Source organism: Bradyrhizobium sp. UBA2491 (assembly GCF_002341725.1).
Lineage (GTDB): Bacteria > Pseudomonadota > Alphaproteobacteria > Rhizobiales > Xanthobacteraceae > Bradyrhizobium.
On record NZ_DDOP01000001.1, the window covers coordinates 74307 to 96332 of the forward strand.

The 22026-nt window shown below is 64.4% G+C and carries 16 protein-coding genes; 9 read left to right on the plus strand and 7 right to left on the minus strand.

Translation table 11 applies throughout. The features are described from left to right. Positions 1–4: 4 nt before the first annotated feature. The 4 genes from B2W55_RS00350 to B2W55_RS00365 all read left to right on the plus strand — a co-directional run bounded on the left by B2W55_RS00350 (position 5) and on the right by B2W55_RS00365 (position 5817). On the plus strand, positions 5–1795 hold the full coding sequence (locus tag B2W55_RS00350; protein ID WP_291532163.1) for a PEP-CTERM sorting domain-containing protein: 1791 nt from the start codon (positions 5–7) through the stop codon (positions 1793–1795). A 487-nt stretch (positions 1796–2282) separates the two neighbouring features. Beyond that, positions 2283–2822: a TRAP transporter small permease subunit gene (locus B2W55_RS00355; protein WP_024582297.1), complete on the plus strand. Its 540-nt coding sequence runs from the start codon at positions 2283–2285 to the stop codon at positions 2820–2822. Then, on the plus strand, positions 2819–4420 hold the full coding sequence (locus B2W55_RS00360; protein ID WP_024582298.1) for a TRAP transporter large permease: 1602 nt from the start codon (positions 2819–2821) through the stop codon (positions 4418–4420). The genes B2W55_RS00355 and B2W55_RS00360 overlap by 4 nt, the downstream gene beginning before the upstream one ends. A 107-nt stretch (positions 4421–4527) precedes the next feature. Next, a complete protein-coding gene (locus tag B2W55_RS00365) occupies positions 4528–5817 on the plus strand; it encodes a M20/M25/M40 family metallo-hydrolase (protein ID WP_035636138.1) in 1290 nt (429 codons plus the stop codon). Positions 5818–5847: 30 nt separating this feature from the next. Here the strand turns inward: B2W55_RS00365 and B2W55_RS00370 are convergent, their stop codons facing one another. Both B2W55_RS00370 and B2W55_RS00375 read right to left on the minus strand, forming a co-directional pair. Beyond that, positions 5848–7161 carry a sensor histidine kinase gene (locus B2W55_RS00370; protein WP_029879375.1) on the minus strand — a complete coding sequence of 438 codons (1314 nt, stop codon included), beginning with the start codon at positions 7159–7161 and terminating at the stop codon, positions 5848–5850. A gap of 2 nt (positions 7162–7163) precedes the next feature. Beyond that, positions 7164–7838, minus strand: coding sequence for a response regulator transcription factor (locus B2W55_RS00375; RefSeq protein ID WP_024582300.1), 675 nt, complete (start codon positions 7836–7838; stop codon positions 7164–7166). A gap of 418 nt (positions 7839–8256) precedes the next feature. Here B2W55_RS00375 and B2W55_RS00380 point away from each other — a divergent pair, with 418 nt between their 5' ends. The 3 genes from B2W55_RS00380 to B2W55_RS00390 are packed head-to-tail and all read left to right on the plus strand — an operon-like array spanning position 8257 to position 14311. Continuing rightward, entirely contained in the window at positions 8257–9444 is a 1188-nt protein-coding gene (locus B2W55_RS00380) for an efflux RND transporter periplasmic adaptor subunit (RefSeq protein ID WP_024582301.1), read from the plus strand. 58 nt (positions 9445–9502) lie between these two features. Next, entirely contained in the window at positions 9503–12751 is a 3249-nt protein-coding gene (locus B2W55_RS00385; RefSeq protein ID WP_024582302.1) for an efflux RND transporter permease subunit, read from the plus strand. A 12-nt stretch (positions 12752–12763) separates the two neighbouring features. Continuing rightward, on the plus strand, positions 12764–14311 hold the full coding sequence (locus tag B2W55_RS00390; protein WP_024582303.1) for an efflux transporter outer membrane subunit: 1548 nt from the start codon (positions 12764–12766) through the stop codon (positions 14309–14311). Positions 14312–14395: 84 nt separating this feature from the next. Here B2W55_RS00390 and B2W55_RS00395 read toward each other — a convergent pair whose 3' ends face one another. The 5 genes from B2W55_RS00395 to B2W55_RS00415 all read right to left on the minus strand — a co-directional run bounded on the left by B2W55_RS00395 (position 14396) and on the right by B2W55_RS00415 (position 19275). After that, the gene (locus tag B2W55_RS00395; protein WP_024582304.1) at positions 14396–15484 is read right to left on the minus strand and encodes a TRAP transporter substrate-binding protein; all 1089 of its coding nucleotides are present in this window, start codon (positions 15482–15484) and stop codon (positions 14396–14398) included. Positions 15485–15795: 311 nt separating this feature from the next. Beyond that, a complete protein-coding gene (locus B2W55_RS00400) occupies positions 15796–16884 on the minus strand; it encodes a TRAP transporter substrate-binding protein (protein ID WP_024582305.1) in 1089 nt (362 codons plus the stop codon). 317 nt (positions 16885–17201) lie between these two features. Further along, complete coding sequence (locus B2W55_RS00405; RefSeq protein ID WP_244442237.1) at positions 17202–17423, minus strand: hypothetical protein; 222 nt, start codon at positions 17421–17423, stop codon at positions 17202–17204. Positions 17424–17650: 227 nt separating this feature from the next. Next, positions 17651–18781 (minus strand): Mrp/NBP35 family ATP-binding protein, encoded by a 1131-nt coding sequence (locus B2W55_RS00410; RefSeq protein WP_024582307.1) that lies wholly within the window; start codon positions 18779–18781, stop codon positions 17651–17653. Between the two features lie 56 nt (positions 18782–18837). Further along, positions 18838–19275: a VOC family protein gene (locus B2W55_RS00415; RefSeq protein ID WP_024582308.1), complete on the minus strand. Its 438-nt coding sequence runs from the start codon at positions 19273–19275 to the stop codon at positions 18838–18840. Between the two features lie 172 nt (positions 19276–19447). Between B2W55_RS00415 and B2W55_RS00420 the strand changes: the two genes are divergently transcribed. Further along, the gene (locus B2W55_RS00420; RefSeq protein ID WP_080891168.1) at positions 19448–20350 is read left to right on the plus strand and encodes an NAD(P)-dependent oxidoreductase; all 903 of its coding nucleotides are present in this window, start codon (positions 19448–19450) and stop codon (positions 20348–20350) included. A gap of 158 nt (positions 20351–20508) precedes the next feature. Then, positions 20509–21954, plus strand: a complete 1446-nt coding sequence (locus B2W55_RS00425; RefSeq protein WP_024582310.1) for an L-lactate permease — start codon at positions 20509–20511, stop codon at positions 21952–21954. The last annotated feature ends 72 nt before the right edge of the window (positions 21955–22026 follow it).

Sequence of the window (22026 nt, forward strand, 5' to 3'; positions counted from 1 at the left end):
CAAATTGTATTTTCTATTGACTCACCTAAAAATTGTTATAGAAGCGAAAAAAAATGGGGTGGCCATGATTATCAAATCAGCCCTTCGCCGTTTGCTTCTCACTGCGGCTCTGCCCATTGCTCTTGTGGCTTTGTCCTGTCCGGAACTCGCGTTTGGCGCGAGCGATACCGAATCCGGCGCTGCCGGTAGTGCCGGCGCAAATGGCGTCAACCCAGGTGATCCAGGCGGACAAGGCAGCGTGGGCGGATCAGCTAACGCCACCGCGGCTGGCGCCGGCGACAGCAGCAATAACGCGGCAGCATACGGCGGGTCCGGAGGGGCCGGAGGATCCGGGGCGGTCGGCGGCAATGCCGGAGCCGGCGGTGCAGGAGGCGGTGCGACAGCCACTACGACCACTTCCGTGGCTACGGGGTCCTCGTCTGCGACATCTTTTGCAAAAGGCGGATCTGGCGGTGCTTCAACTTCACCGGGCGCGGGCGGCGCCGGGGGACCAGGCGGTCAGGGCGGCTCGGCGACGGCAACGAGTTCCGCAGCAACCGGAGACTCCTCTTCCACGAATGTCACCGCGAGTGCAGTCGGTGGAAGCGGCGGCACGGCCTCTTATGCCGGTGGGACCGGGGGAGCCGGTGGCGGTGCGAGCGCGACCGCAAGTGGCAGTTCGAACGGTGGCGCCGTCCAGGTCAACGGCACCATCATCGGCGGTGCAGGCGGCACCGGCTACTATGGCGCCAGCGGCGGCAATGGCGCGGCGGCAAACGCCAACAACATCGTCTCGGGGTCGACGACCGGAAGTCTTTACCTTAACCAGTCCGCCAATGGCGGCAACGGCGGCACGTCCTACAGCAACGGCTATCCGGCTGTTGGCACCGCCGGTGCTGGCGGCAACGGCTCCTCCACGCTGTCCATCAACGATACGGCGGCTTCCTCGATCAACGCCTCTGCTTCCGCGAAAGGCGGAGCCAGTGGCTTTTCTGATAGTGGCAATTATGGCGCTGCCGGTTCAGCGAACGCACTCACCAATGTGACCACGACAAACTCAGCCTATGTCGTTGGCACCGCCAGTGCGGTCGGTGGCACCGGTTTTGGTATCCAAGGAGGCGCCGCGGCCGCAACGGCGCGAATTGCGGGCGCCTCGAATGGGTATGCCAAGGCGAGCAGTCAAACCCAAAGCTCGCTCGGATCGGCTTACACGTCGGCCAACTCGCCGGTCGGCGGCCCGGCCAGCGCGGTAACCCAAGTATCGATCGGCACGTCCGGTATCGCTTCAGTTCCATCGATCCTGGCGGGTCAGAGCTTGTCGACCGCCATTCTGTCGCCGTCAACGGGCGGAGCCCTCGCGATCGGCGGGATGTCGATCGGCTATGGTGGCTCCGGTGAGTCTTTGACCTACACCACCACCGCCCAGTTCTCGAATATTGCACAGAATGGCAATGTTCTCCTCACCTTCCTCGATCACGGTGTTCTCGGTGACGGTTTCTCGTCGATGACGTTGGATATCGTGATCAACGGCACCGGCCACAACTACGCATGGAACGATTTGGCCAGCGCCGAGACCTTCTTCAGCCACGACACGCTGGATTTCGGACCATACAGCGGCAACCTCAGTCTACAGTTGTACTGGAGTCTAACGTCGCAGTCGCCGGGAGATGGATTTGGTTTCGATTATGCAATCGGAAACTACCAGGTCAGCGCCGTTCCGGAGCCGTCGACCTGGGCAATGATGATCATCGGATTTGCGGGTCTCGGCTTCATGAGCTGGCGCAAGGTTCGATCCTCAAAGGCAAGCTTCGCTTGATTCATCGCCAATGCGATACAAAAAGGCCGCAGCTTGCGGCCTTTCTCATGCTCGCTTGATCTTCTCGGAAAACCGCCGCGCACTTTTCCGGATCATGCTTTAGCTGGATTTTTGTCTTGACGCGTCTTCACGCGAGCCGGCCCCCACCCCGCCTCCGATGCCTTCCCTGTCCCCCGATTACCGAGGCGGGACAACGGTTTGGCGCGGTGTCAATTTGCCCATTTTCCGATTGACGGCGCACCACCGCGCTGGTTTGGTGCCCCGGCTTTCACGCTAGCCAGGCCGGATAGGCCGCTGCCCCCTCGGCTGTCGCCGACGATCCGGCAGCCAAGAGCAGCCAACAACGGCGGAAGCGGATTTCGGGGGAGGAAGATCGTTTTGCAACTGCTCCTGAAGATGAGCCGTGGCTCCGTGTGCATGCGCGCGGCGGCCAGATGATGCTTGAAGAGATATTCGGCGCGCAGACCGCGCGACCGCGGAGATCGTGATGCGCCCATTGTTGGCTCTAAGTCAGGCCATCGATCGACTTAACGAGAAGATCGGCACCATCTGCAACCTGCTCGTGCTGATCGCCTGCCTGGTCAGCGCCGGCAATGCCATGATCCGCTACGCGTTCAGCTACTCCTCGAACGGCTGGCTCGAGGCGCAGTGGTACATGTTCGCGATCCTCGTGATGTTCGGCGCCTCCTACACCTTCAAGCGCAACGAGCACGTGCGCGTCGAGATCCTCTACCTGATGCTGTCCGAACGCGGCCAGCTCTGGCTCGACCTGATCGGCACGCTGTTCTTCCTGATCCCGTCCTGCCTGCTGCTCGCCTATCTGTCCTGGCCGTTCTTCTACCAGGCCTACGCGGTCGGCGAGATGAGCGGCAATGCCGGCGGCCTGCTGCGCTGGCCGATCAAATTCGTTGTCCCGTCCGGCTTCGTGATGCTTGCGTTGCAAGGCGTCTCAGAGGTGATCAAGCGGATCGCCGCGCTGCAGGGCTATGTGACCATCGACGCGAAGTATGAGAGGCCGACGCAATGATCACGCTGGAGATGATGCCGCCCCTGATGTTCGGCGGCCTGATCGTTGCGATGCTGATCGGCTATCCGGTGGCATTCACGCTCGCCGCGGTCGGCCTGTCGTTCGGGTTCCTGTCGATCTATCTCGGCTTCTTCGACCTCAACTTCCTGCAGGCGATCCCGGGCCGCATCTTCGGCAGCGTGCTGTCCAACGAGCTGTTGCTCGCAATCCCGTTCTTCACCTTCATGGGCGCGATATTGGAGAGATGCGGGCTCGCCGAGGACATGCTGGACTCGATGGGCCAGCTGTTCGGCCCGATTCGCGGCGGCCTCGGCTATTCGGTGATCATCGTCGGCTTCATCCTCGGCGCCATCACCGGCACCGTGGCGGCGCAGGTGATCGCGATGGCGCTGATCTCGATGCCGGTGATGATCCGTTACGGCTACAACATCCGCTATATCACCGGCGTGCTGGCCGCGTCCGGCACCATCACGCAACTGGTTCCCCCCTCTCTCGTCCTCATCGTGCTCGCCGACCAGCTCGGCAAATCGGTCGGCGACATGTATCTCGGCGCCTGGGGCCCGTCGGTGTTCCAGATCCTGCTGTTCGCCGGCTACACCTTCCTGCTCGGCATCTTCAAGCCGAGCCACGTACCGGCGGTGCCGCTCGAAGCGCGCACGCTGTCCGGCTGGGCGCTGTGGAAGAAGTGCCTGCTCGGCATCATCCCGTCGGCGGTGCTGATCTTCGTCGTGCTCGGCACTATGATGATGGGCCTTGCGACCCCGACCGAGGCCGGCGCCATGGGCGCGGTCGGCGCCATCGTGCTCGCCGCCATCCACCACAAGGATTTCAGCGCGACCGGCAGGAAGGTGCTGATCGCTGGCGTGATCGCCGGCGGCATCGGCACCATCGTCGCGATGCTCTACACCGAGAACCTGATCTTCAAGCTGGCGTTCGCGATCACCTATATCGCCGTGGTCTGGATCTGCATCGAAGCGGTGAAGATCCCGGACCTGCGCGACCTGATCAAGCAGGGCTATGAGACCACCATGCGCATCACCTGCATGGTCACCTTCATCCTGATCGGTTCGACCTGCTTTTCGGTGGTGTTCCTCGGCGTGTCCGGCGGCACCTGGCTTGAGCACCATCTGACCTCGCTGCCCGGCGGCGTCTGGGGCTTCCTGATCTTCATCAACATCTTCATCTTCTTCCTGGCGTTCTTCCTCGACTTCTTCGAGATCGCGTTCATCATCCTGCCGATGATCGCGCCGATCGCCCAGAAGGTGCTGGCGCCGGTGGTGGGCCCCGAGGCCGCGCTGATCTGGTTCGGCGTGATGCTGTGCGTCAACATGCAGACCTCGTTCCTGCATCCGCCGTTCGGCTTCGCGCTGTTCTATCTGCGCGGCGTGGCGCCGAAGGAAGTGAAGAGCTCCGACATCTACTGGGGCGCCATGCCCTGGATCGGGTTGCAGGCGATCATGGTGGCGCTGGTGATCGCATTCCCGGTCGTCGTCACCGGGCTGCTCGACAAGCCGATCGATGTCGACCTCAACAAGGTCAAGATCGAGGTGCCGCAGATCGACCTGCCACCGCTCGATTTCGGCCAGCCGAAACAATAATCGGCGCACGGCATGCCTCGCATGAGCGCGGCATGCCGTGACGGTTGACGGCGATGGAGAGGCCTGTGAAGACACAGGGATCGTCCCCAACTCACAGACCTCCGTCTATGCCCTACTCCCGATTCCCCCACTCGTTCGTTCGCCCGCTGATGCTCTCGCTCGGCTTCGCCCTCGCCGCTGGCGTCGCGCGTGCCGCACCGGAGGCCGATCTGCGCGCGCTGGCCCAGCAGGAGCAGCAGCCGCTGCTCGACACCCTGCGCGACCTCGTGCAGATCGAGTCCGGCAGCAAGGACATCGAGGGCCTCAACCAGATTGCCGAGCACGTCGCTGGCGAACTGAAGAAGATCGGCGGCACGGTGGAGATCCTGCACTCCACCGATGTCTACCGGCTGGACGACACGCCCGAGAAGGTCGGCCCCGCCGTGCAGGCCGTCTTCACCGGCACCGGCAAGGCGAAGATCATGCTGATCGCCCACATGGACACGGTGTATCTCAAGGGCATGCTGAAGGACCAACCGTTCCGCATCGACGGCGACAAGGCCTATGGCCTCGGCATTGCCGACGACAAGCAGGGCGTTGCCACCATCATCCATGCGGTGGCCCTGCTGCAGAAGCTCAATTTCAGGAACTACGGCACGCTGACGGTGCTGATCAACGGCGATGAGGAAATCTCCTCGCCCGGCTGGCGCAGCACCATTACCCGCCTCGCGGCCGAGCAGGATGCCGTGTTTTCGTTCGAGGGCAGCGATGCCAACGGCACGCTGCGCCTCGCCACCAGCGGCATCGGCTCGGCCTATCTCACCGTGCATGGCAAGTCGTCGCATGCGGGCGCGCGGCCGGAAGGCGGCGTGAATGCACTCTACGAGCTGTCCTACCAGGTGTTGCAGATGAAGGACCTGTCCAAGCCCGAGCAGGGCCTGAAGCTGAACTGGACGGTGTCCAAGGCCGGCAGCAACCGCAACGTGATCCCCGCCGACGCCTCGGCGCAGGCCGACGCGCGCGCGCTCAAGGTTTCCGATTTCGATGAGCTCCAGACCGCGCTGCAAGACAAAATCAAGAGCCGGCTGTTGCCGGATTCCAAGGTCGACCTGAAGTTCGAGGTGCGCCGCCCGCCGCTCGAGGCCACCGACGCCTCGCGCCGCGTGGCCGGCCATGGCAAGGCGATCTACCAGGAACTGGGCCTGTCGATGAACGTGGCAGAGAGAGCTACCGGCGGCGGCACCGACGCCGCGTTCGCCGGCCTCAAAAGCAAAGGGGCCGTGGTGGAAGGCATGGGCCTGTCCGGCTTCGGCGCGCACTCCAACGATGCTGAATACGTCCAGCTCAACAGCATCGTGCCACGCCTGTACCTCACCACGCGCATGATCATGGACCTGTCCGATGGCAAGGTGAAATAGGCCGGAGATCAGGCCGCAGCCGGCTCCGCCTTACGCGAGGCGGAAGCCCAGCGTGAACTGGGCGCCGCCAGACGGCAGGTTCTCCACCTTGACCGTCGCATCGTGATCTTCGACGACGCCGCGGACGATCGACAGCCCGAGCCCGGCGCCATCCGTGCGCTGGCGCTGGCGGTCGCCGCGCCAGAAGCGCTGGAAGATCAGGCCTTGCTCGGCGGGCGCAATCCCCGGCCCGCAATCCCGCACCTGCACCGAGCCGTCCTCGCGCACCTCGACATCGACAGAGGTCGCGTCGGCGGTGTACTTGATGGCGTTCTCCGCCAGATTGAAGATCGCGCGCTGTAGCATTTCGGCATTGCCCCTGACCCGCACCGGGCCATCGGTGCCGCGCAGCGCGATGTCCTTGCGTTGTGCCAGCGCATAGGGCGCGATCGAGCCGACCACCTCGGCGCAGACCGCGCGCAGGTCCGCGGTCTCGCCGGGGTCCAGCACCAGCGTATCGAGCTCGGCGATCTCCAGGAGCTGGCTGACGATGCGGCTCATGCTCTCGATGTCGGCATGCAGCTCCTTGGTCCCCTTCGCTTCATCCAGCGTCTCGATCCGGGTCCTGAGGATCGCGAGCGGGGTGCGAAGCTGATGCGCGGCATCGGCCGTGAACTGCCGCTGCACGTGAAACCCCTCCTCCAGGCGGTCGAAGGCCTGATTGACGGCGGTCACCAGCGGCAGGATCTCGCTCGGAATCCCTTCGGTGGGGAGACGGATGTCGGTCCTGGCGGGTCCGATGCTCCTGGCTTCCTCCGAGGCCCGCAATAACGGCGTCACGGCGCGACGGAAAATCAGGATGTCGGTGGCGAGCAGGATCAAGAGGATCGGGATGGTGATCCAGCCAACCCGCCGGAAGAAGTTGGAGACGATGTCATCGATGATCACGTCGCGATGCGACAGATCCTCGGCAACCTGGATGCGCAGTGTCTGGCCGCCGAGCAGCTTGGTGGCGCTGGCCCCGGAAATCCGGTCGGCCGCGGCGGGCAGCCTCGGCGCGCCGCGATGCGACGAGAACAGCAACTGGCCGTCGGCATCGTAGATGTCATAGCGGTAACGGCCATAGGCGTCGGAATAGAGCCCCCGCAGGCTGTCCGGCAGGTTGAGCACGACCTTGCCGGCGGCGTCGACAGAGAGGTTCTGCCCGAGGTCGGCGGCCTGATCGCGCATCGCCTCGCGATGCAGCTGGTTGATCTCCGAATTCAGCAGCCACAGCAGCAACAGCGGCAGGAAGATCGCAGCGACCGCGACCGCCACGATGTGCAGGAACACGATCCGCGAGGTCAGCGACGCGAAGCGGAACACGCCTATTTCTCCTCCGCCATCAGATAGCCGACGCCGCGAATGGTATGGATGATGATCTTGGCCTGGTGTTCGGCGAGCAGCTTGCGCAGCCGCGACACGTAGACTTCCACGGCATTCGAGGCGACCTCGCCCGACAGGCCGAAGATGTGGTCCTCGACGTTCTTCTTCGGCACCACCCGCCCTTGCCGCCGCAGCAGGATCTCCAGCACCGAGGTCTCGCGCGCCGAGAAGACGTGCGGAACGCCGTCGACGAACACCTGCTTGCTCTCGGTGTCGTAGACGAGATTGGCGAGCTTCAGCGACGAGCCGAGCAGCTGGCCGGGCCGGCGCAGGATGGCTTCGAGCCGCGCCACCAGTTCTTCCAGCGCGAATGGCTTGGCCAGATAATCATCCGCGCCGCTGCGCAGGCCGTTGACCCGATCCTGAAGACCGTTGCGCGCGGTCAGCACCAGGACCGGCAACGGGTCGCTCCTGCGGCGAAGCTCCGACAGCACCGCCAGACCATCGCCGTCGGGCAGGCCGAGATCGAGGATCATGGCAGCATAACTGACGCTGCGCAGCGCATCGCGCGCCTCGGCCACGCTGTTGACGAGATCGGATTCATAACCCGCTGCCATCAGCCCGCTGGCGAGCAGTCGCGAGAGCTCGACATTGTCCTCGACGATCAGAAGGCGCATCGCAGCAATCCTGTCTTCACCCAAGCGTGCCCGTACCTAAGCGTGCCTGTTCGCACACCCGATTGCGATAGGCCAGCTATTCCGGAAATTCCGGGACGGACCGCTCCGCGGGCAGTGGCAACGTGCAAACGACGCGCATTTCGGCAGACCGCCCCGGCCACGCAAAACAGGCTATGTTTTTTCTATGGACGGCTCGGTTCGCGCCTACAAGAAATAGATGAAAGCGCCTATGCTGCAACGTAAATTCGGTTGCGACCGCCGTCGTTGTGCAAAGCAGTGTAAGGCTGGCGTAAGCTGGTCCTGATAACAGGTTCCGGGCCTCGCCAAGACCAATATCCCTGTCCGCGATGCGGTTAGGTTTCGGGTTCTTGTGCGGCCTCTCCAACCTCGGCGAATCAGGCGGGCGATGTCATTTCGGATGAAGTATGCGGGATTTGTAGCGCTGCCCGTGGTGGCTGGGTTGCTGGCGGGCGCGTGGCTGCTGGTGCGCACCAACGGGGTCGAGAGCGTCAAGGCAGCGCCGACCAACACCGCGTCCGATGTCAACGTCGACGAGCAGTATGTCGTCCTGACCGACAAGCAGGCCGAGAGCCTCAAGGTTATTCCCGCGGAACAGCGTTCCTTCAAGACGCTGAAGAACGCGGTCGGCTCGATCGATTTCAATCAGAACATGCTGGTGCAGGCATTCACGCCGAATCCCGGACGAATCGTCGATACATTCTTCAACGTCGGTGACGAAGTGAAGAAAGGCGATACGCTGTTCACCATCGACAGCCCTGATCTGCTTCAGGCCGAATCCGGACTGCTCGCCTCGGCCGGTGTGCTCGAGCTGCAAACCAGGACGCTCGCGCGGGTCAAGCAATTGCTCAAGACCGGTGGCGGCGCGCAGAAGGACGTTGACCAGGCCACATCGGACCAGCAGACCGCCGAAGGTAATTTCAAGGCGGGGCGCGACGCGGTTCGGCTGTTCGGCAAGACCGATGCAGAGATCGATCGCATCGTCGCCGACCGCAAGGTCGATTCCATCCTGGTCGTGCCGAGCACGATCTCCGGCCGGATCATCGCGCGCAATGCCGCACCCGGCCTCTATGTGCAGCCCGGCAACGCGCCGGCGCCCTATTCGCTCGCCGACATCTCGACGATGTGGATGGTGGCCAACGTGATCGAAACCGACGCGCCCGCCTACCGGATCGGCCAGCCGGTCGAGGTGCGGGTGCCGGCCTATCCCAACGAGGTGTTTCGCGGCCGCGTGACCACGCTCGGCCTCAACATCGATCCGAATTCGCACCGCCAGCTGGTGCGTTCGGTGATCGACGATCCCCAGCACAAGCTGCGCGCCGGCATGCTCGCCAGTTTCACGATCGAAACCGAACCGCCGAAGACGTCGGTCAGCGTGCCGATCGACGCGGTCGTGCGCGAAGGTGACGGAACGATGACAGTGTGGGTCACCAGCGATGGCCGGCGGTTCAACCGGCGATCGGTGAAGATCGGAATGGAACAGAACGGCTGGCGTCAGATCCTCGATGGCGTTGCCGCCGACGAAAAGGTCGCCTCCACCGGCGCGATCTTCCTCAGCAACAAGTTTGCCAACGCAGCCACCGGATAGCGGTGAGCTGCGAGATGAGCCGCGCGTTCCTCCGTTCCAGACCTAGTGCAGTAGTCCAGTGATCAAGAGCATCCTCCAGTTCGGTCTGACACGAAGCGCCGTCATCGTGCTTGGCCTCGCGGTATTCTGCGCCGCCGGCATTGCCGCATTCTACAAGCTGAACATCGAGGCCTATCCCAATCCGGCGCCGGTGATCCTCGAGATCACCGCGCAGGCCGCCGGCCTCTCGGCCGAGGAGATGGAGAAGTACTACACGATCCCGATGGAGGTCGGCCTCTATCCGACGCCGGGCGTCGTCAACATCCGCTCGACTTCGTTCTACGGCCTGTCGTTCGTGCGGGTGACCTTCAAATACGGCGTGGACTATTATTTCGCGCTCACCCAGGCCACCAACAGCATCACCCAGAACGTCCAGCTTCCCGGCAACCAGGTACCGCAGATCCAGCAGTCCAGCCTGGTTGGCGAGATCTACCGCTACCAGCTCGTCGGTCCGCCGAATTTCGGCCTGACCAATCTCAGGACATTGCAGGACTACGTCGTCGCCCGCCGGCTGATGACGCTTCCGGGCGTGGTGCAGATCAACTCCTGGGGCGGCACCACCAAGCAGTTCAACGTCGACGCCGACCTCGAGAAGCTCGAGGCCTACAACATCACCGTGCCGCAACTGATCAGCGCGCTCGGCAATTCCAACGTCAATGTCGGCGGCCGCGAGATCGCGATCGGCCAGCAATCGGTCAACATCCGCGGCATCGGCCTGATCAATTCCGGCGGGGAAGACGATGTCACCAAGGGCTACAGGGTCCGTGACATCGAGAATATCGTGCTGACCCAGTCGAACGGGCTGCCGATCCAGATCAAGGACGTCGCCAACGTCTCGGTCGGCTATGTGCCGCGGCTCGGCATCGCCGGAAAGGACAAGGACGACGACGTCGCCGCGGCGATTGTCGTCATGGGACGCACGCAGCACACCAACGACATCGTCCCCAGGGTCGAGGAGGAAGTCGCCAAGATGAACAGCGATGGCACCCTGCCCCCGGGTGTCAAGGTCGTGCCCTATTACGACCGCACCTCGCTGGTCAACGTCACCACCCACACCGTGCTGCACAATCTGGTGTTCGGCTGCCTCCTGGTGTTCGTGATCCAGTGGGTGTTCCTCGGCGATCTGCGCAGCGCGCTGATCGTCAGCGCCAACATCCCGTTCGCGCTGTTCTTCGCCATCATCATCCTGGTGCTGCAAGGCGAGGACGCCAACCTGCTGTCGCTCGGTGCGGTCGATTTCGGCATCATCGTCGATTCCGCCGTCATCATGATGGAGAACATATTCCGCAACTTCCAATCCGCGCCCGAAAACCGGCTGCGCGTGCTGCAACACCTTGCGCAGGGCTATTGGGGGAGCGATCCGACCACCGCACAGAACGGCCAGCCCGCGCCGGGCTGGACCGAGCGGTTGCGCATGATCTTCGTCAGCGCATTGCAGGTCGACAAGGCGGTGTTCTTCACCGCCGCCATCACGGTCACCGCCTTCGTGCCGCTGTTCACGATGCAGGGCGTCGAAGGCCAGATCTTCGGGCCGATGGCGCGCACCTACGGCTATGCGCTGGCCGGCGCGCTGCTGGCGACGTTCACGGTGACGCCGGTGCTGGCCTCCCTGCTGCTGCCGAAGCAGATCGAGGAGACCGAGACCGTCATCGTGCGCTCGCTGCGCAAGGCCTATACGCCGGTGCTGCGCTGGTCGCTGTCGCACTTGAAGGTCGCGGTCGCGGCCGGCCTCATCTTCCTCGGCCTCAGCGTGCTCGCCGCAAGCCGCCTCGGCAGCGAGTTCCTGCCGGCGCTCGAGGAAGGCAATTTCTGGATCCGCGCCTCGATGCCGCCGACCATGTCGCTCGATGCCGGCACCAACCCGACCCGCAAGATGCGCGAGATCCTGCTGCGTCATCCCGAGATCATCACCGTGGTGTCGCAGCACGGCCGTCCCGATAACGGCAGCGACGCTTCACCATTCTCGAACGTCGAGCTGTTCGCGCCGATCAAGCCGTTCGACCAATGGCCGCCCGGCCTGACCAAGGAAAAGCTCACCGAGGAATTGCAGCGGGAGTTCGACCAGGAACTGCCCGGCGTCACCTTCAACTTCTCACAGTATATCCAGGACAACGTCGAAGAGGCGCTGTCGGGCGTCAAGGGCGCCAACTCGGTCAAGATCATCGGCCCGAACCTCGCCGTGCTCGAGCAGCTCGCGGGCAAGGTCTCGCAGGAGATGGCCAAGATTCGCGGCGTTGCCGACCTCGGCATCTTCCATCTGGTCGGGCAGCCGAACCTCAACATCAGGGTCAACCGGGAGAAGACCGCGCGCTACGGCCTCAACACCGGCGACGTGACGACCGTGGTGCAGGCCGCGCTCGGCGGTACCAACGCCACCACGGTGCTGGAGGGCGACCGGCAGTTCGGCGTGGTGGTTCGGCTCGACCCGAAATTCCGCGAGAGCATCGATTCGGTGCGCGAGATCAAGGTCGCCTACCAGACGCCATCGGGATCCAACGCCTACATCCCGTTGAGCGAACTCGCCGACATCTCGCTCGATACCGGCGCATCGTTCATCTACCGCGAGCGCAGCCAGCGCTACATCCCGATCAAGTTCAGCGTGCGCGGCCGCGATCTCGGCAGCACGGTGGCAGAGGCGCAGCGGCGCGTCGCCGACGCGGTGCCGCTGCCGACCGGATACCGGATGATCTGGTCGGGCGAGTTCGACAATCTGGAAGCCGCCAAGGCGCGGCTGCTGATCGTGGTGCCGGTGACGTTGCTCCTGATCTTCGTGTTGCTCTACAGCCTGTTCAATTCGCTGCGCGACAGCCTGCTGGCGCTGGCCGGCATCCCGTTCGCGGTCGGCGGCGGCCTGATCGCGCTGTATCTGGCTGGGCTCGACTTCTCGATCTCGGCCGCGATCGGCTTCATCTCGCTGTTCGGCGTCGCGGTCATGGACGGCATCCTCAACATCACCTACTTCCGCGAATTGCGGGCCTCGGGAATGAGCATTGCGGAAGCGGTGTTCAACGGCGCCGAGCAGCGCATGCGGCCGATGCTGATGACGGCGCTGTCCGCGGGTGTGGGCCTGTTCCCGGCCGCGCTGTCGCATGGTATCGGTAGTCAGGTGCAACGGCCGCTTGCGACGGTCGTGGTCGGCGGCATGTTCATCGGGCCGCTGCTGCTACTGATCGTCGCACCGGCATTGCGCCAGATCTTCCTGTCGCGCGAGCGTGTCGCCTCACCCGACGAGACGCCTGCCGCGGCGCCGCCCGAAGCAGCGCATTAGAGGCGCCCGGTCATGTACGCCCTCAGCGCAAAATTGCCTCATCATACAGCCGCCGCGCCGATCCGCGCGCTGGCGGTGGCCTTCGGCGCACTCATGCTCGCGAGCTGCGCGGTCGGTCCGAATTTCTCCTCGCCGCCCGCGCCCGACGTCGCCGGCTACACGCCGGAGAAATTGCAGTCGCCCGGTTCCGACGCAGCCGGTCCCCGCGTGACGAGGCAGCGCTTCGTCAACGGGGCCGACATCCCGACCATGTGGTGGGCCGCCTTCCGCTCGACGCCGCTCAACGAGCTGATCCGCCTGACGGTGGAGCATAATCCGTCGTTGCAGGCGGCCGAGGCATCGATCCGGATGGCAAATTACAACGCCCTGGCGCAGCGCGGCCTGTTCTTCCCGCAGGTCGGCGCGAACTTCACGCCCTCCGACCAGTTGGTGTCGAACGCCCAGTCCGGCCCCGGCAACACGGCGCAGGAGCGCTACTCGCTGTACACCGCGCAGCTCAACATCAGTTTCGTGCCCGACGTGTGGGGGGAGAACATCCGCAACGTCGAGAGCCTCGATGCGCTCACCGAACAGGCCAAGTTCCAGCTCGAGGCCGCGTATCTGGCGCTCACCGCCAACGTGGTCACGGCGGCGATCCAGGAGGCATCGCTGCGCGGCCAGATCGCAGCCACCGAGCGCATCATCAAGATCGAGCGCGACATTCTCGGCATCCTGAAGAGCCAGTTCAATGCGGGCCAGGCGGCACAGGTCGACGTGCTGGCCCAGGAAGCGGCCCTCGCCCAGTCCGAGCAGACCCTGCCGCCGTTGCAGAAGCAGCTTGCGGTGCAGCGCGATCTGCTCACCGCGCTGGCCGGGCAATTCTCCGCCGACGAGATCCTGCAAAAATTCGATCTCGACCGCTTCAAGCTGCCCGCCAACCTTCCGGTGAGCCTGCCGAGCACGCTAGTGGCGCAGCGCCCGGATGTGCGGGCCGCGGAGGCCAACATGCATTCGGCAAGCGCGCTGGTCGGCGTCGCGATCGCCGCGCGCCTGCCGAGCTTCACCATCAGTGCCAATCCCGGCTCGATCGCGTTCCAGACCGCCCAGCTGTTCACGCCGGGAACGCTGTTCTACACGGTCGCCGGCAGCGCGACGCAGACCTTGTTCGACGGCTTCACGCTGTATCACAAGCAGAAGGCCGCCGAGGCCGCGCTCGACCAGGCCAACGCGCAGTACCGCCAGGCCGTCATTACCGCGTTCCAGAACGTCGCCGACGCGCTGCGCAGCCTGCAGGCCGACGCCCGCGCCGTGCAAGCCGCGATCAAGGCGGAGAACGCCGCCAAGGCCAGCCTCGACATCGTGCAGAAGCAGCTCGTGCTCGGACAGGTCAACCAGGTCAATGTGCTGAACGCGCAGCAGGTCTATCTGAACGCCGCGATCACCCGCGTGCAGGCGGTGGCGACGCGGCTGTCCGACACCGCGGCGCTGTTCCTGGCGCTCGGCGGCGGCTGGCCGACCAACTGCCCGACCAGCGATTGGCGCGGCTGCGTGTTCGAGACCAGCGTCGCGTCGAAGACCTGATCGAACGCGACGAACCGTATTGCCCTGTGCACCAGACCGCGATGAGGGTTCGGCCCGACCTCATCGCGCCCTGGACGGTCAGGATCAGCCCTGCAAGTGGCGCGCCATGAAGTTGTCGTAGCCGATCTCGGCGACCTGGAACCACTGGTAGCCCGAGTTGGAATAGGCCATCAGCGAATCCAGAATCTTCTTGAAGTTGGGATTGCTGGCCGAGACCTCCGCGTGCAGCTCCTTCGCCGCCTTGTAGCTTGCCTCCATGATCGGCTGCGAGAAGGCGTGAAGCTTGGCGCCGCCGGCGAGCAGTTTCTTCAACCCCGTCGGGTTCACCGTATCGTACTTCGCCATCATCCAGTTGTTGGCGAGATGACCAGCCTGCTCGAGAACGTTCTGATAGTACTTGGGCAGCGCATTCCACTTGTCGAGATTGACGATCGCCAGCAGCATCGTGCCGCCTTCCCACCAGCCGGGATAGTAGTAATGCGGCGCGACCTTATACAGGCCGAGCTTCTCGTCGTCATAGGGCCCGACCCATTCCGCCGCATCGATCGTGCCCTTTTCGAGCGCCGGGTAGATGTCGCCGCCGGCGAGTTGCTGCGGCACGCAGCCGAGCTTCTGCATCACGCGCCCGGGAAAACCGCCGATGCGGAATTTCAATCCCTTGAGATCATCGACGGTGTTGATCTCCTTGCGAAACCAACCACCCATCTGGCAGGTGGTGTTGCCGGCGAGCAATGAGGTGAAGTTGTAGCCCTTGTAGAATTCGTTGAGCAGGTCCTTGCCGCCGCCCTGGATGAACCAGGCCTGGTTGAGGCGCGAGTTCGGTCCGAACGGCACCGACGTTCCCAGGGTGAAGGTGGGGTCCTTGCCGAAATAATAGTAGGACGCGGTATGCCCCATCTCGACGGTGCCGTTCTGCACGGCGTCGAGCACTTGCAGACCGGGGACGATTTCGCCCGCGGCGAAGGTCTGGATCTGGAATTTGCCGTCGGTGGCCTCGCCGACGGCCTTCGCCATGATCTCGGCGCCACCGTGAATGGTGTCGAGCGATTTCGGCCAGCTCGTCGTCATGCGCCATTTCAGTTCGGGCATCGACTGCGCGATCGCCGGCGCTGCGATGGTCGCGGCACCGGCGACGCCTAAACCCGTGACCTTGATGAAATCTCTGCGCTTCATTTTGAATCCTGCCCTGGTTGTGTTTTCCTCATGTCATCGAAGCGCTGACTGGATTGCCGATCGTCGCGCTTGCTTTTCTTGCCGCCGCGATCGTCGAGAGATCGCGCCGCCTTCGTGCCGAGGCTTGGGCGGGAGCATGGAGCATCCCCCCGGTGAACGCCAGACGCAAAAAGCCCGGCCGTCTTGCGAGGGCCGGGCTACTTAAGTCGAAGCTTTGAGCGGGTTTCGGCTCGATGGCCGTAACCCCAATGCCTATTTCGAGGCGTTTTCTCCGCGCCAATGCGCGTCGATCGCGCTCGCAAGCATCATGTTCAGCCGCGGGTACGCGAGCGGATCATGAAGCTGTCGAAGGTGTATTCGGCAACCTGCCACCACAGATACTGATCGGAGCGGTAGGCCTGCATGGCGTCGATCGACTTCTTGAAGTCGGCATTCTTGGCCGAGATCTCGCTCCAGAGCTCGTTGGTCGCCTTGAGACACGCTTCGAGCACCTCGTTGGTGAACGGACGCAGCTGGGTGCCGCCGGCCACCAGCCGCTTCAGCGCCGAGGGGTTCTGCATGTCGTAGCGCGCAGCCATCCAGCTGTTGGCATTGGCCATGCCGTTGGCGAGGATCGCCTGATAGTTCTTCGGCAGCGCGTTCCACTTCTCCAGGTTGATGAAGGAGTGCACGGTCGGACCGCCCTCCCAGAAACCCGGATAGTAGTAGTACTTCGCAACCTTCTGGAAGCCGAGCTTCTCGTCGTCATACGGACCGACCCATTCGGCGGCGTCGATGGTGCCCTTCTCGAGCGCCGGATAGATGTCGCCGCCGGCGAGCTGCTGCGGCACCACACCGACCTTCTGCAACACCTGGCCGGCGATGCCGCCGATGCGCATCTTGAGGCCGGACATGTCGGCGACCGTCTTGATCTCCTTGCGGAACCAGCCGCCCATCTGGGTGCCGGTGTTGCCGCAGGGGAAGCCGATCACGCCGAACTTCTTGAAGAACTCGTTGCCGAGCGCCTCACCGCCGCCCTGGTACCACCAGGAGTTCTGCATGCGCGCGTTGAGACCGAACGGCACCGACGCGTAGATCGCAAACGTCGGATCCTTGCCGACATAGTAGTAGGACACGGTGTGGCACATCTCGACCGTGCCGTTGGAGGTCGCGTCCAGCGCCTGTAGGCCGGGGACGATTTCGCCCGCCGCGAACACCTGGATCTGGAACTTGTTGTCGGTCATCTCGGCGACATACTTCGCCAGCTGGTCGGCACCGCCATAGATGGTGTCAAGCGACTTCGGGAAGCTCGAGGTCAGGCGCCACTTGATCTCAGGCGAGGACTGCGCGATCGCCGGCGCAGCAACCGCCGTCGCAGCAGCACCGGCCGCAGAAACTTTCAAAAAATCACGACGCTTCATCGTAAGGCTTCTCCTTGAGGGGCGTTTCCCAGTGACCGTAAGCAGTTCTCCGGCGGGCGCTTGCAAGCTGCACGCTTGCGAAGGCCCGCCGAGGCGCTCTCGGTCGGCCCTTTACCACGGAAGGTGGCGTCACGGAAACGCGACAATGGCATGACCGCGCCAATTAAACGAAAGTCTGATGACGCCGGAATCTGCCGGAAAATAGAGGGCTTGGCCGCGGCACGGATGACTTGCCGCTGCTCGCGGACCTTGCCGCCGGTCACGCGGTAAATCGCCGCGTGCGGGCCGCCGGCACGCTTGCCGGACGGCGGGAGCGATCAGCGCTTGGTCGTCTCCCGCGCCTTCTTGGCCTGGTCGGCCAAATGCCGCCCGCGCCTGATCCAGCTTTGCGCGGTCGTCTTGCTGACACCGAACGTCTTTGCGACCGCCTCGGCAGCTTCGCCGATCGAGTCGGATTTCTTCGCGACGTTGAATGCCATCCGCGAAGCCTCTGCGCGCTGCTCGCGCGTCAGATGTTTGCGGCCTTCCTTCTTTGCCATGCGTGACGCTGTCATGGCTGTTGACGGTCGCTTCACGGCTCTTCCCGCAATTTCGGCTGCACCCGCGGCCGTCGGCAAATGGACGGAGGTGGTACGATTCGGCCGGTACCCCCAAACATACAGGGCGAAATCGATTCAGCAATCGCCCAGGGCGACGGTCCTGTGCAGAAACGGCCGGACTTCGGGCCTGTCAGAGCAGCATGGCGGGCGATGACGACGGCACCAGCTCAGGCCGCGGCGATGACGCCTTGCAGCTGCTCGCGCACCTTGGCACCGATCGCGCGGTAGATCTGCGCGTGCGGGCCGTCCGGCTCGCTCTCGACCACCGGATTGCCGGAGTCAGACGCGGAGCGGATCGCGATGTGCAGGGGGACTTCGCCGAGGAACGGCACCCCGAGCTTCTCGGCCTCGTGGCGGGCGCCGCCATGGCCGAAGATGTCCGAGCGCGTGCCGCAGTGCGGGCACTGGAAATAGCTCATGTTCTCGACGATGCCGAGCACCGGCACGTTGACCTTCTTGAACATCGCAAGTCCGCGCCGCGCGTCGATCAGCGAGAGGTCCTGCGGCGTCGAGATGATGACGGCGCCCTTGAGCGGGACGTTCTGCGCCAGCGTGAGCTGGGCATCGCCGGTGCCGGGCGGCATGTCGACGACCAGCACGTCGAGCGTGCCCCAGGCGACGTCGCGCAGCATCTGGGTGATCGCCGACATCACCATCGGCCCGCGCCAGATCATCGCGGTGTCCTCCTCGACCAGGAAGCCGATCGACATGATCCCGAGGCCGAAGCGCACCAGCGGGATCATCTTCTTGTCGTCGTTGAGCTGCGGCTTCTCGCGGATGCCGGTCAGCCGCGGCACCGACGGGCCGTAGATGTCGGCGTCGAGCAGCCCGACGCGCAGGCCGAGGTCGCGCAGGCCGAGTGCGAGGTTGAGCGCCGTGGTCGATTTGCCGACCCCGCCCTTGCCCGAGGCGACGGCGATGACCGCAGAGATGCCCGGAATCTCGGCCTGCCGGGCCATCGGCGATTGGGCGCCGGGCGGATGCGGATGCCGGTGCGCCGCGGCGGGCTGAACGCCGCCGGCCGGCCGTGGTGCAGGCGGCGCCCCGCCGGCCTTGCGCTCCGCCGTCAGCGCGATCATCGCGACGCTGACGCCCGGGATGGCGCGCACGGCATTCTCGGCCTGCGCACGCACGCTTTCCCACGCGCGGGCCTCCGCGGCATCGACGTTGATCGAGCAGAACACCTTGCCGTCAGCGACCGTGATCGCCGACAGCACATTGGCGTTGGTCAAGGCCGTGCCGCGCGGCGACATCACCCTGGCAAGGCAATCGAGAACCTGTTGCTGCGTCACGCTCACCGCGTATCTCCCGGGAAGTTTGAGGGACGACCCATAGAGCGTTGCAGCGCAAAAGGCTACCTCGCTCCGACGTCGTCCCGCCGCTCGGACGGCGCCGCCGAGCCGCCCTCCTTGGCGGCCTCGTAGTTCAGCTCGATCATGACCCCGTTGGGGTCGTTGACGAAGATCTGCCAGAGATCGCCGCCGGGAACCTGGCGCGAGTCGAATTCCATGCCCTTGGACTGTAGCCGCTTGCGCATGCCGTCGAAGCCCTGGCTGGCAAAAGCGACGTGGTGGACGACGCCCGAATCCGGCTTTTGCGCCTCGTCGGTCGTCGAAATATCGACCAGATGCACCACCGCCTTGCCCTCGCTGTACATCCAGGCTCCGGGGAACGCGAAGTTCGGCCGCGCGCCCTTTTCCAGGCCCAGAACGTCTTCATAGAACCGCACCGTGGCGGCGAGATTCCGGGTCCGGATATTGAAATGATCGAGCACACCGACGCTCATGCCCATGCGAGACACTCCCTTTTTTGTGAAGTTCTTTGGTGGGGTGATGGTAGCACAAAACCGGGTTCTGCGATCCAACGAAGCCGTTGCCCTCCGCTGCACAGGGGGTATGGTGCGGCTCCTTCCATGGACGGAATGCCCAGCCTGCCGCGACGTTTTCCGGCGGTCCCAAGGGGCGATCGCCACGGCAAATCACAAGGTATCAGACATGGCTAAAGTCGCTTTTCTCGGTCTCGGCGTAATGGGTTTCCCGATGGCGGGACACCTCGTGAAAAAGGGCGGTCATGAGGTCACCGTGTACAACCGGACCGCGGCGAAGGCGAAGGAATGGGCCGACAAGTTCGGCGGCAAGACGGCCGCGACCCCGAAGGCCGCCGCTGAAGGCCAGGACTTCGTGATGTGCTGCGTCGGCAATGACAACGACCTGCGCTCGGTCACGATCGGTCCGGACGGCGCCTTCGCCGGTATGAAGAAAGGCGCGACCTTCGTCGACCACACCACTGCCTCGGCCGAGGTCGCCCGCGAGCTCGATGCCGCCGCCACCAAGGCCGGCTTCAAATTCGTCGACGCACCGGTGTCCGGCGGCCAGGCCGGCGCCGAGAACGGCGTGCTGACCGTGATGTGCGGCGGCGCTCAGGATGCCTACGCCGGCGCCGAGCCGATCATCACCGGCGCCTATGCCCGGATGTGCAAGCTGCTCGGCCCCGCCGGCGCCGGCCAACTGACCAAGATGGTCAATCAGATCTGCATCGCCGGCCTGGTTCAGGGCCTGTCGGAGGGCATCCACTTCGCCAAGAAGTCCGGCCTCGACGTCGCCGCCGTGATCGAGACCATCTCGAAGGGCGCGGCGCAGTCGTGGCAGATGGAAAACCGTTACAAGACCATGAACGAGGGCAAGTACGATTTCGGCTTCGCGGTCGAGTGGATGCGCAAGGACCTCTCGATCGCGCTGGCGGAGGCCCGCCGTAACGGCGCCACCCTGCCCGCCACCGCGCTGGTCGACCAGTTCTATGCCGAGGTCGAGAAGATGGGCGGCAAGCGCTGGGACACGTCGAGCCTGCTGGCGCGCTTGCAGCGCTGAGTCCTCACAAGCAGCCAGGTGACCCGCGCCTGCGGGTCATCTGCCATGCGGTACTGCCTGTCTGCTTCCACTCGCTCGAAGGCTGCCGTCGACTACATACAACGGCGGACTGAAGCCCGCCGTCGACGCCGCGTGCCCGAGAGGAAAGCGAGACGACCTTGCAGTACCTGGTATGGTCGCTCCCGTTCGTCGTCGTCGCGGCGCTGATCGCGACCGGACGCGCATCCTCCACCGTGGTGGGGTTGGTCGGCTTCATCACTTCGCTGATTGTCGCCCTGGTGGCGTCACCGCAGCCTTTTGGTAGCGGCGATGCGGTTGGCGCGATCGGCCGTGGTGGATGGCTGGCGCTGCTCGTCGGCGCGGTCATTCTTGGAGGTTTATTCTTCCGCGAGGTGGTCTCGGAGCATGGCACAGCCGATCGCGCGACGCCGGTTGCTCCGGAGCGGCGCCGCAGGCAGCTCTACACCACCTGCTTCCTGATCGGGCCCTTCGCCGAGGGTGCGACCGGTTTCGGTGTCGGTCAGGTCACGATTGCGCCGATGCTCAATGGCATCGGCTTGGCACCTCTCCACGCCATCCTGTTCGGGCTGTTCAGCCAGATGATGGTGTCGTGGGGCGCGATGGCCAACGGCACCATCGTCGGCTCGCAGCTCTCCGGGATTGCACCGACCGACCTCGGCGTGCATAGCGCCCTCCTCACCGTGCCGCTTCTGATCGCCTGGCTCGGTCTGTTCTGGCGCATCGCCGCGATCGCCAAGATCCCGGGGACGCCGCTCGATTTTGCCGGCGAGGCGCTGTGCACGATCGCAGCCGGCGGGCTGCTGGTCGCAGCCAACGCCCTGTTCGGCCCTGAGGTCGCAGCACTGGCAGCGCTGGGACCGCTGATCGTCGCACGCTTCCTGTTGAGCGGGAGGCCGGATCGCGACCAGTGGCGGTCGGCGCTTCGCATCGGGCTGCCCTACGTCGCTCTGATCGCCGTGCTGATGGCGACACGTGCGATCACCCCTGTCAACGAATGGCTTCGCGCAGCGCTCGCGGTCAAGCCGTTCGCCGACGGCCCAACCTGGTTTCCCTTGCTGCATCCGGGCTCTTGGCTGCTTGTGGTCGGCCTCGCCACCACGGTCGCGATGCGACGGCCGGCAGCGGAGGCACTCGGACGGGCATGGACGCGCGGCCGCAAGCCGATCCTGACCATCGGCTGCTTCCTGGCGATGGCGCAGGTGATGGCCACATCCGGTCTGGCCGACGGCCTCGCGAAGGGCTTGAGGTCGGCGCTTGGCCCCTTCGCCGTCCTTGCAACACCTCTGTTCGCCGGGGTGTTCGGATTTCTGACCGGCAGCAGCAACGCGTCCAACGGCCTCTTGATGCCTGCCCAGATCGCACTCGCGCGCGACGCCGCACTCAGCCTGCCCTGGCTCGGCGCCATCCAGAACACCGCAGCCGCGGCCTTGACCATGCTGTCGCCAGTGCGGGTCGCGGTCGGCTGCGCGCTGGTCGGAAAGCCCGAGCTCGAACGAACCGTCTATGCGCGCGGCTGGCCGCTGGGCGCGGTTCCGCTCGCCATCCTGGCCGCCGCGGCGGCGTTGCTGCTGGTGAGATGGTGAGACGCCGGCCCGCGATTCCGCGCCGCGCGCAAAAGTTAATTTAACTCACCGTTAACGAGTTTCTTTAGCTCT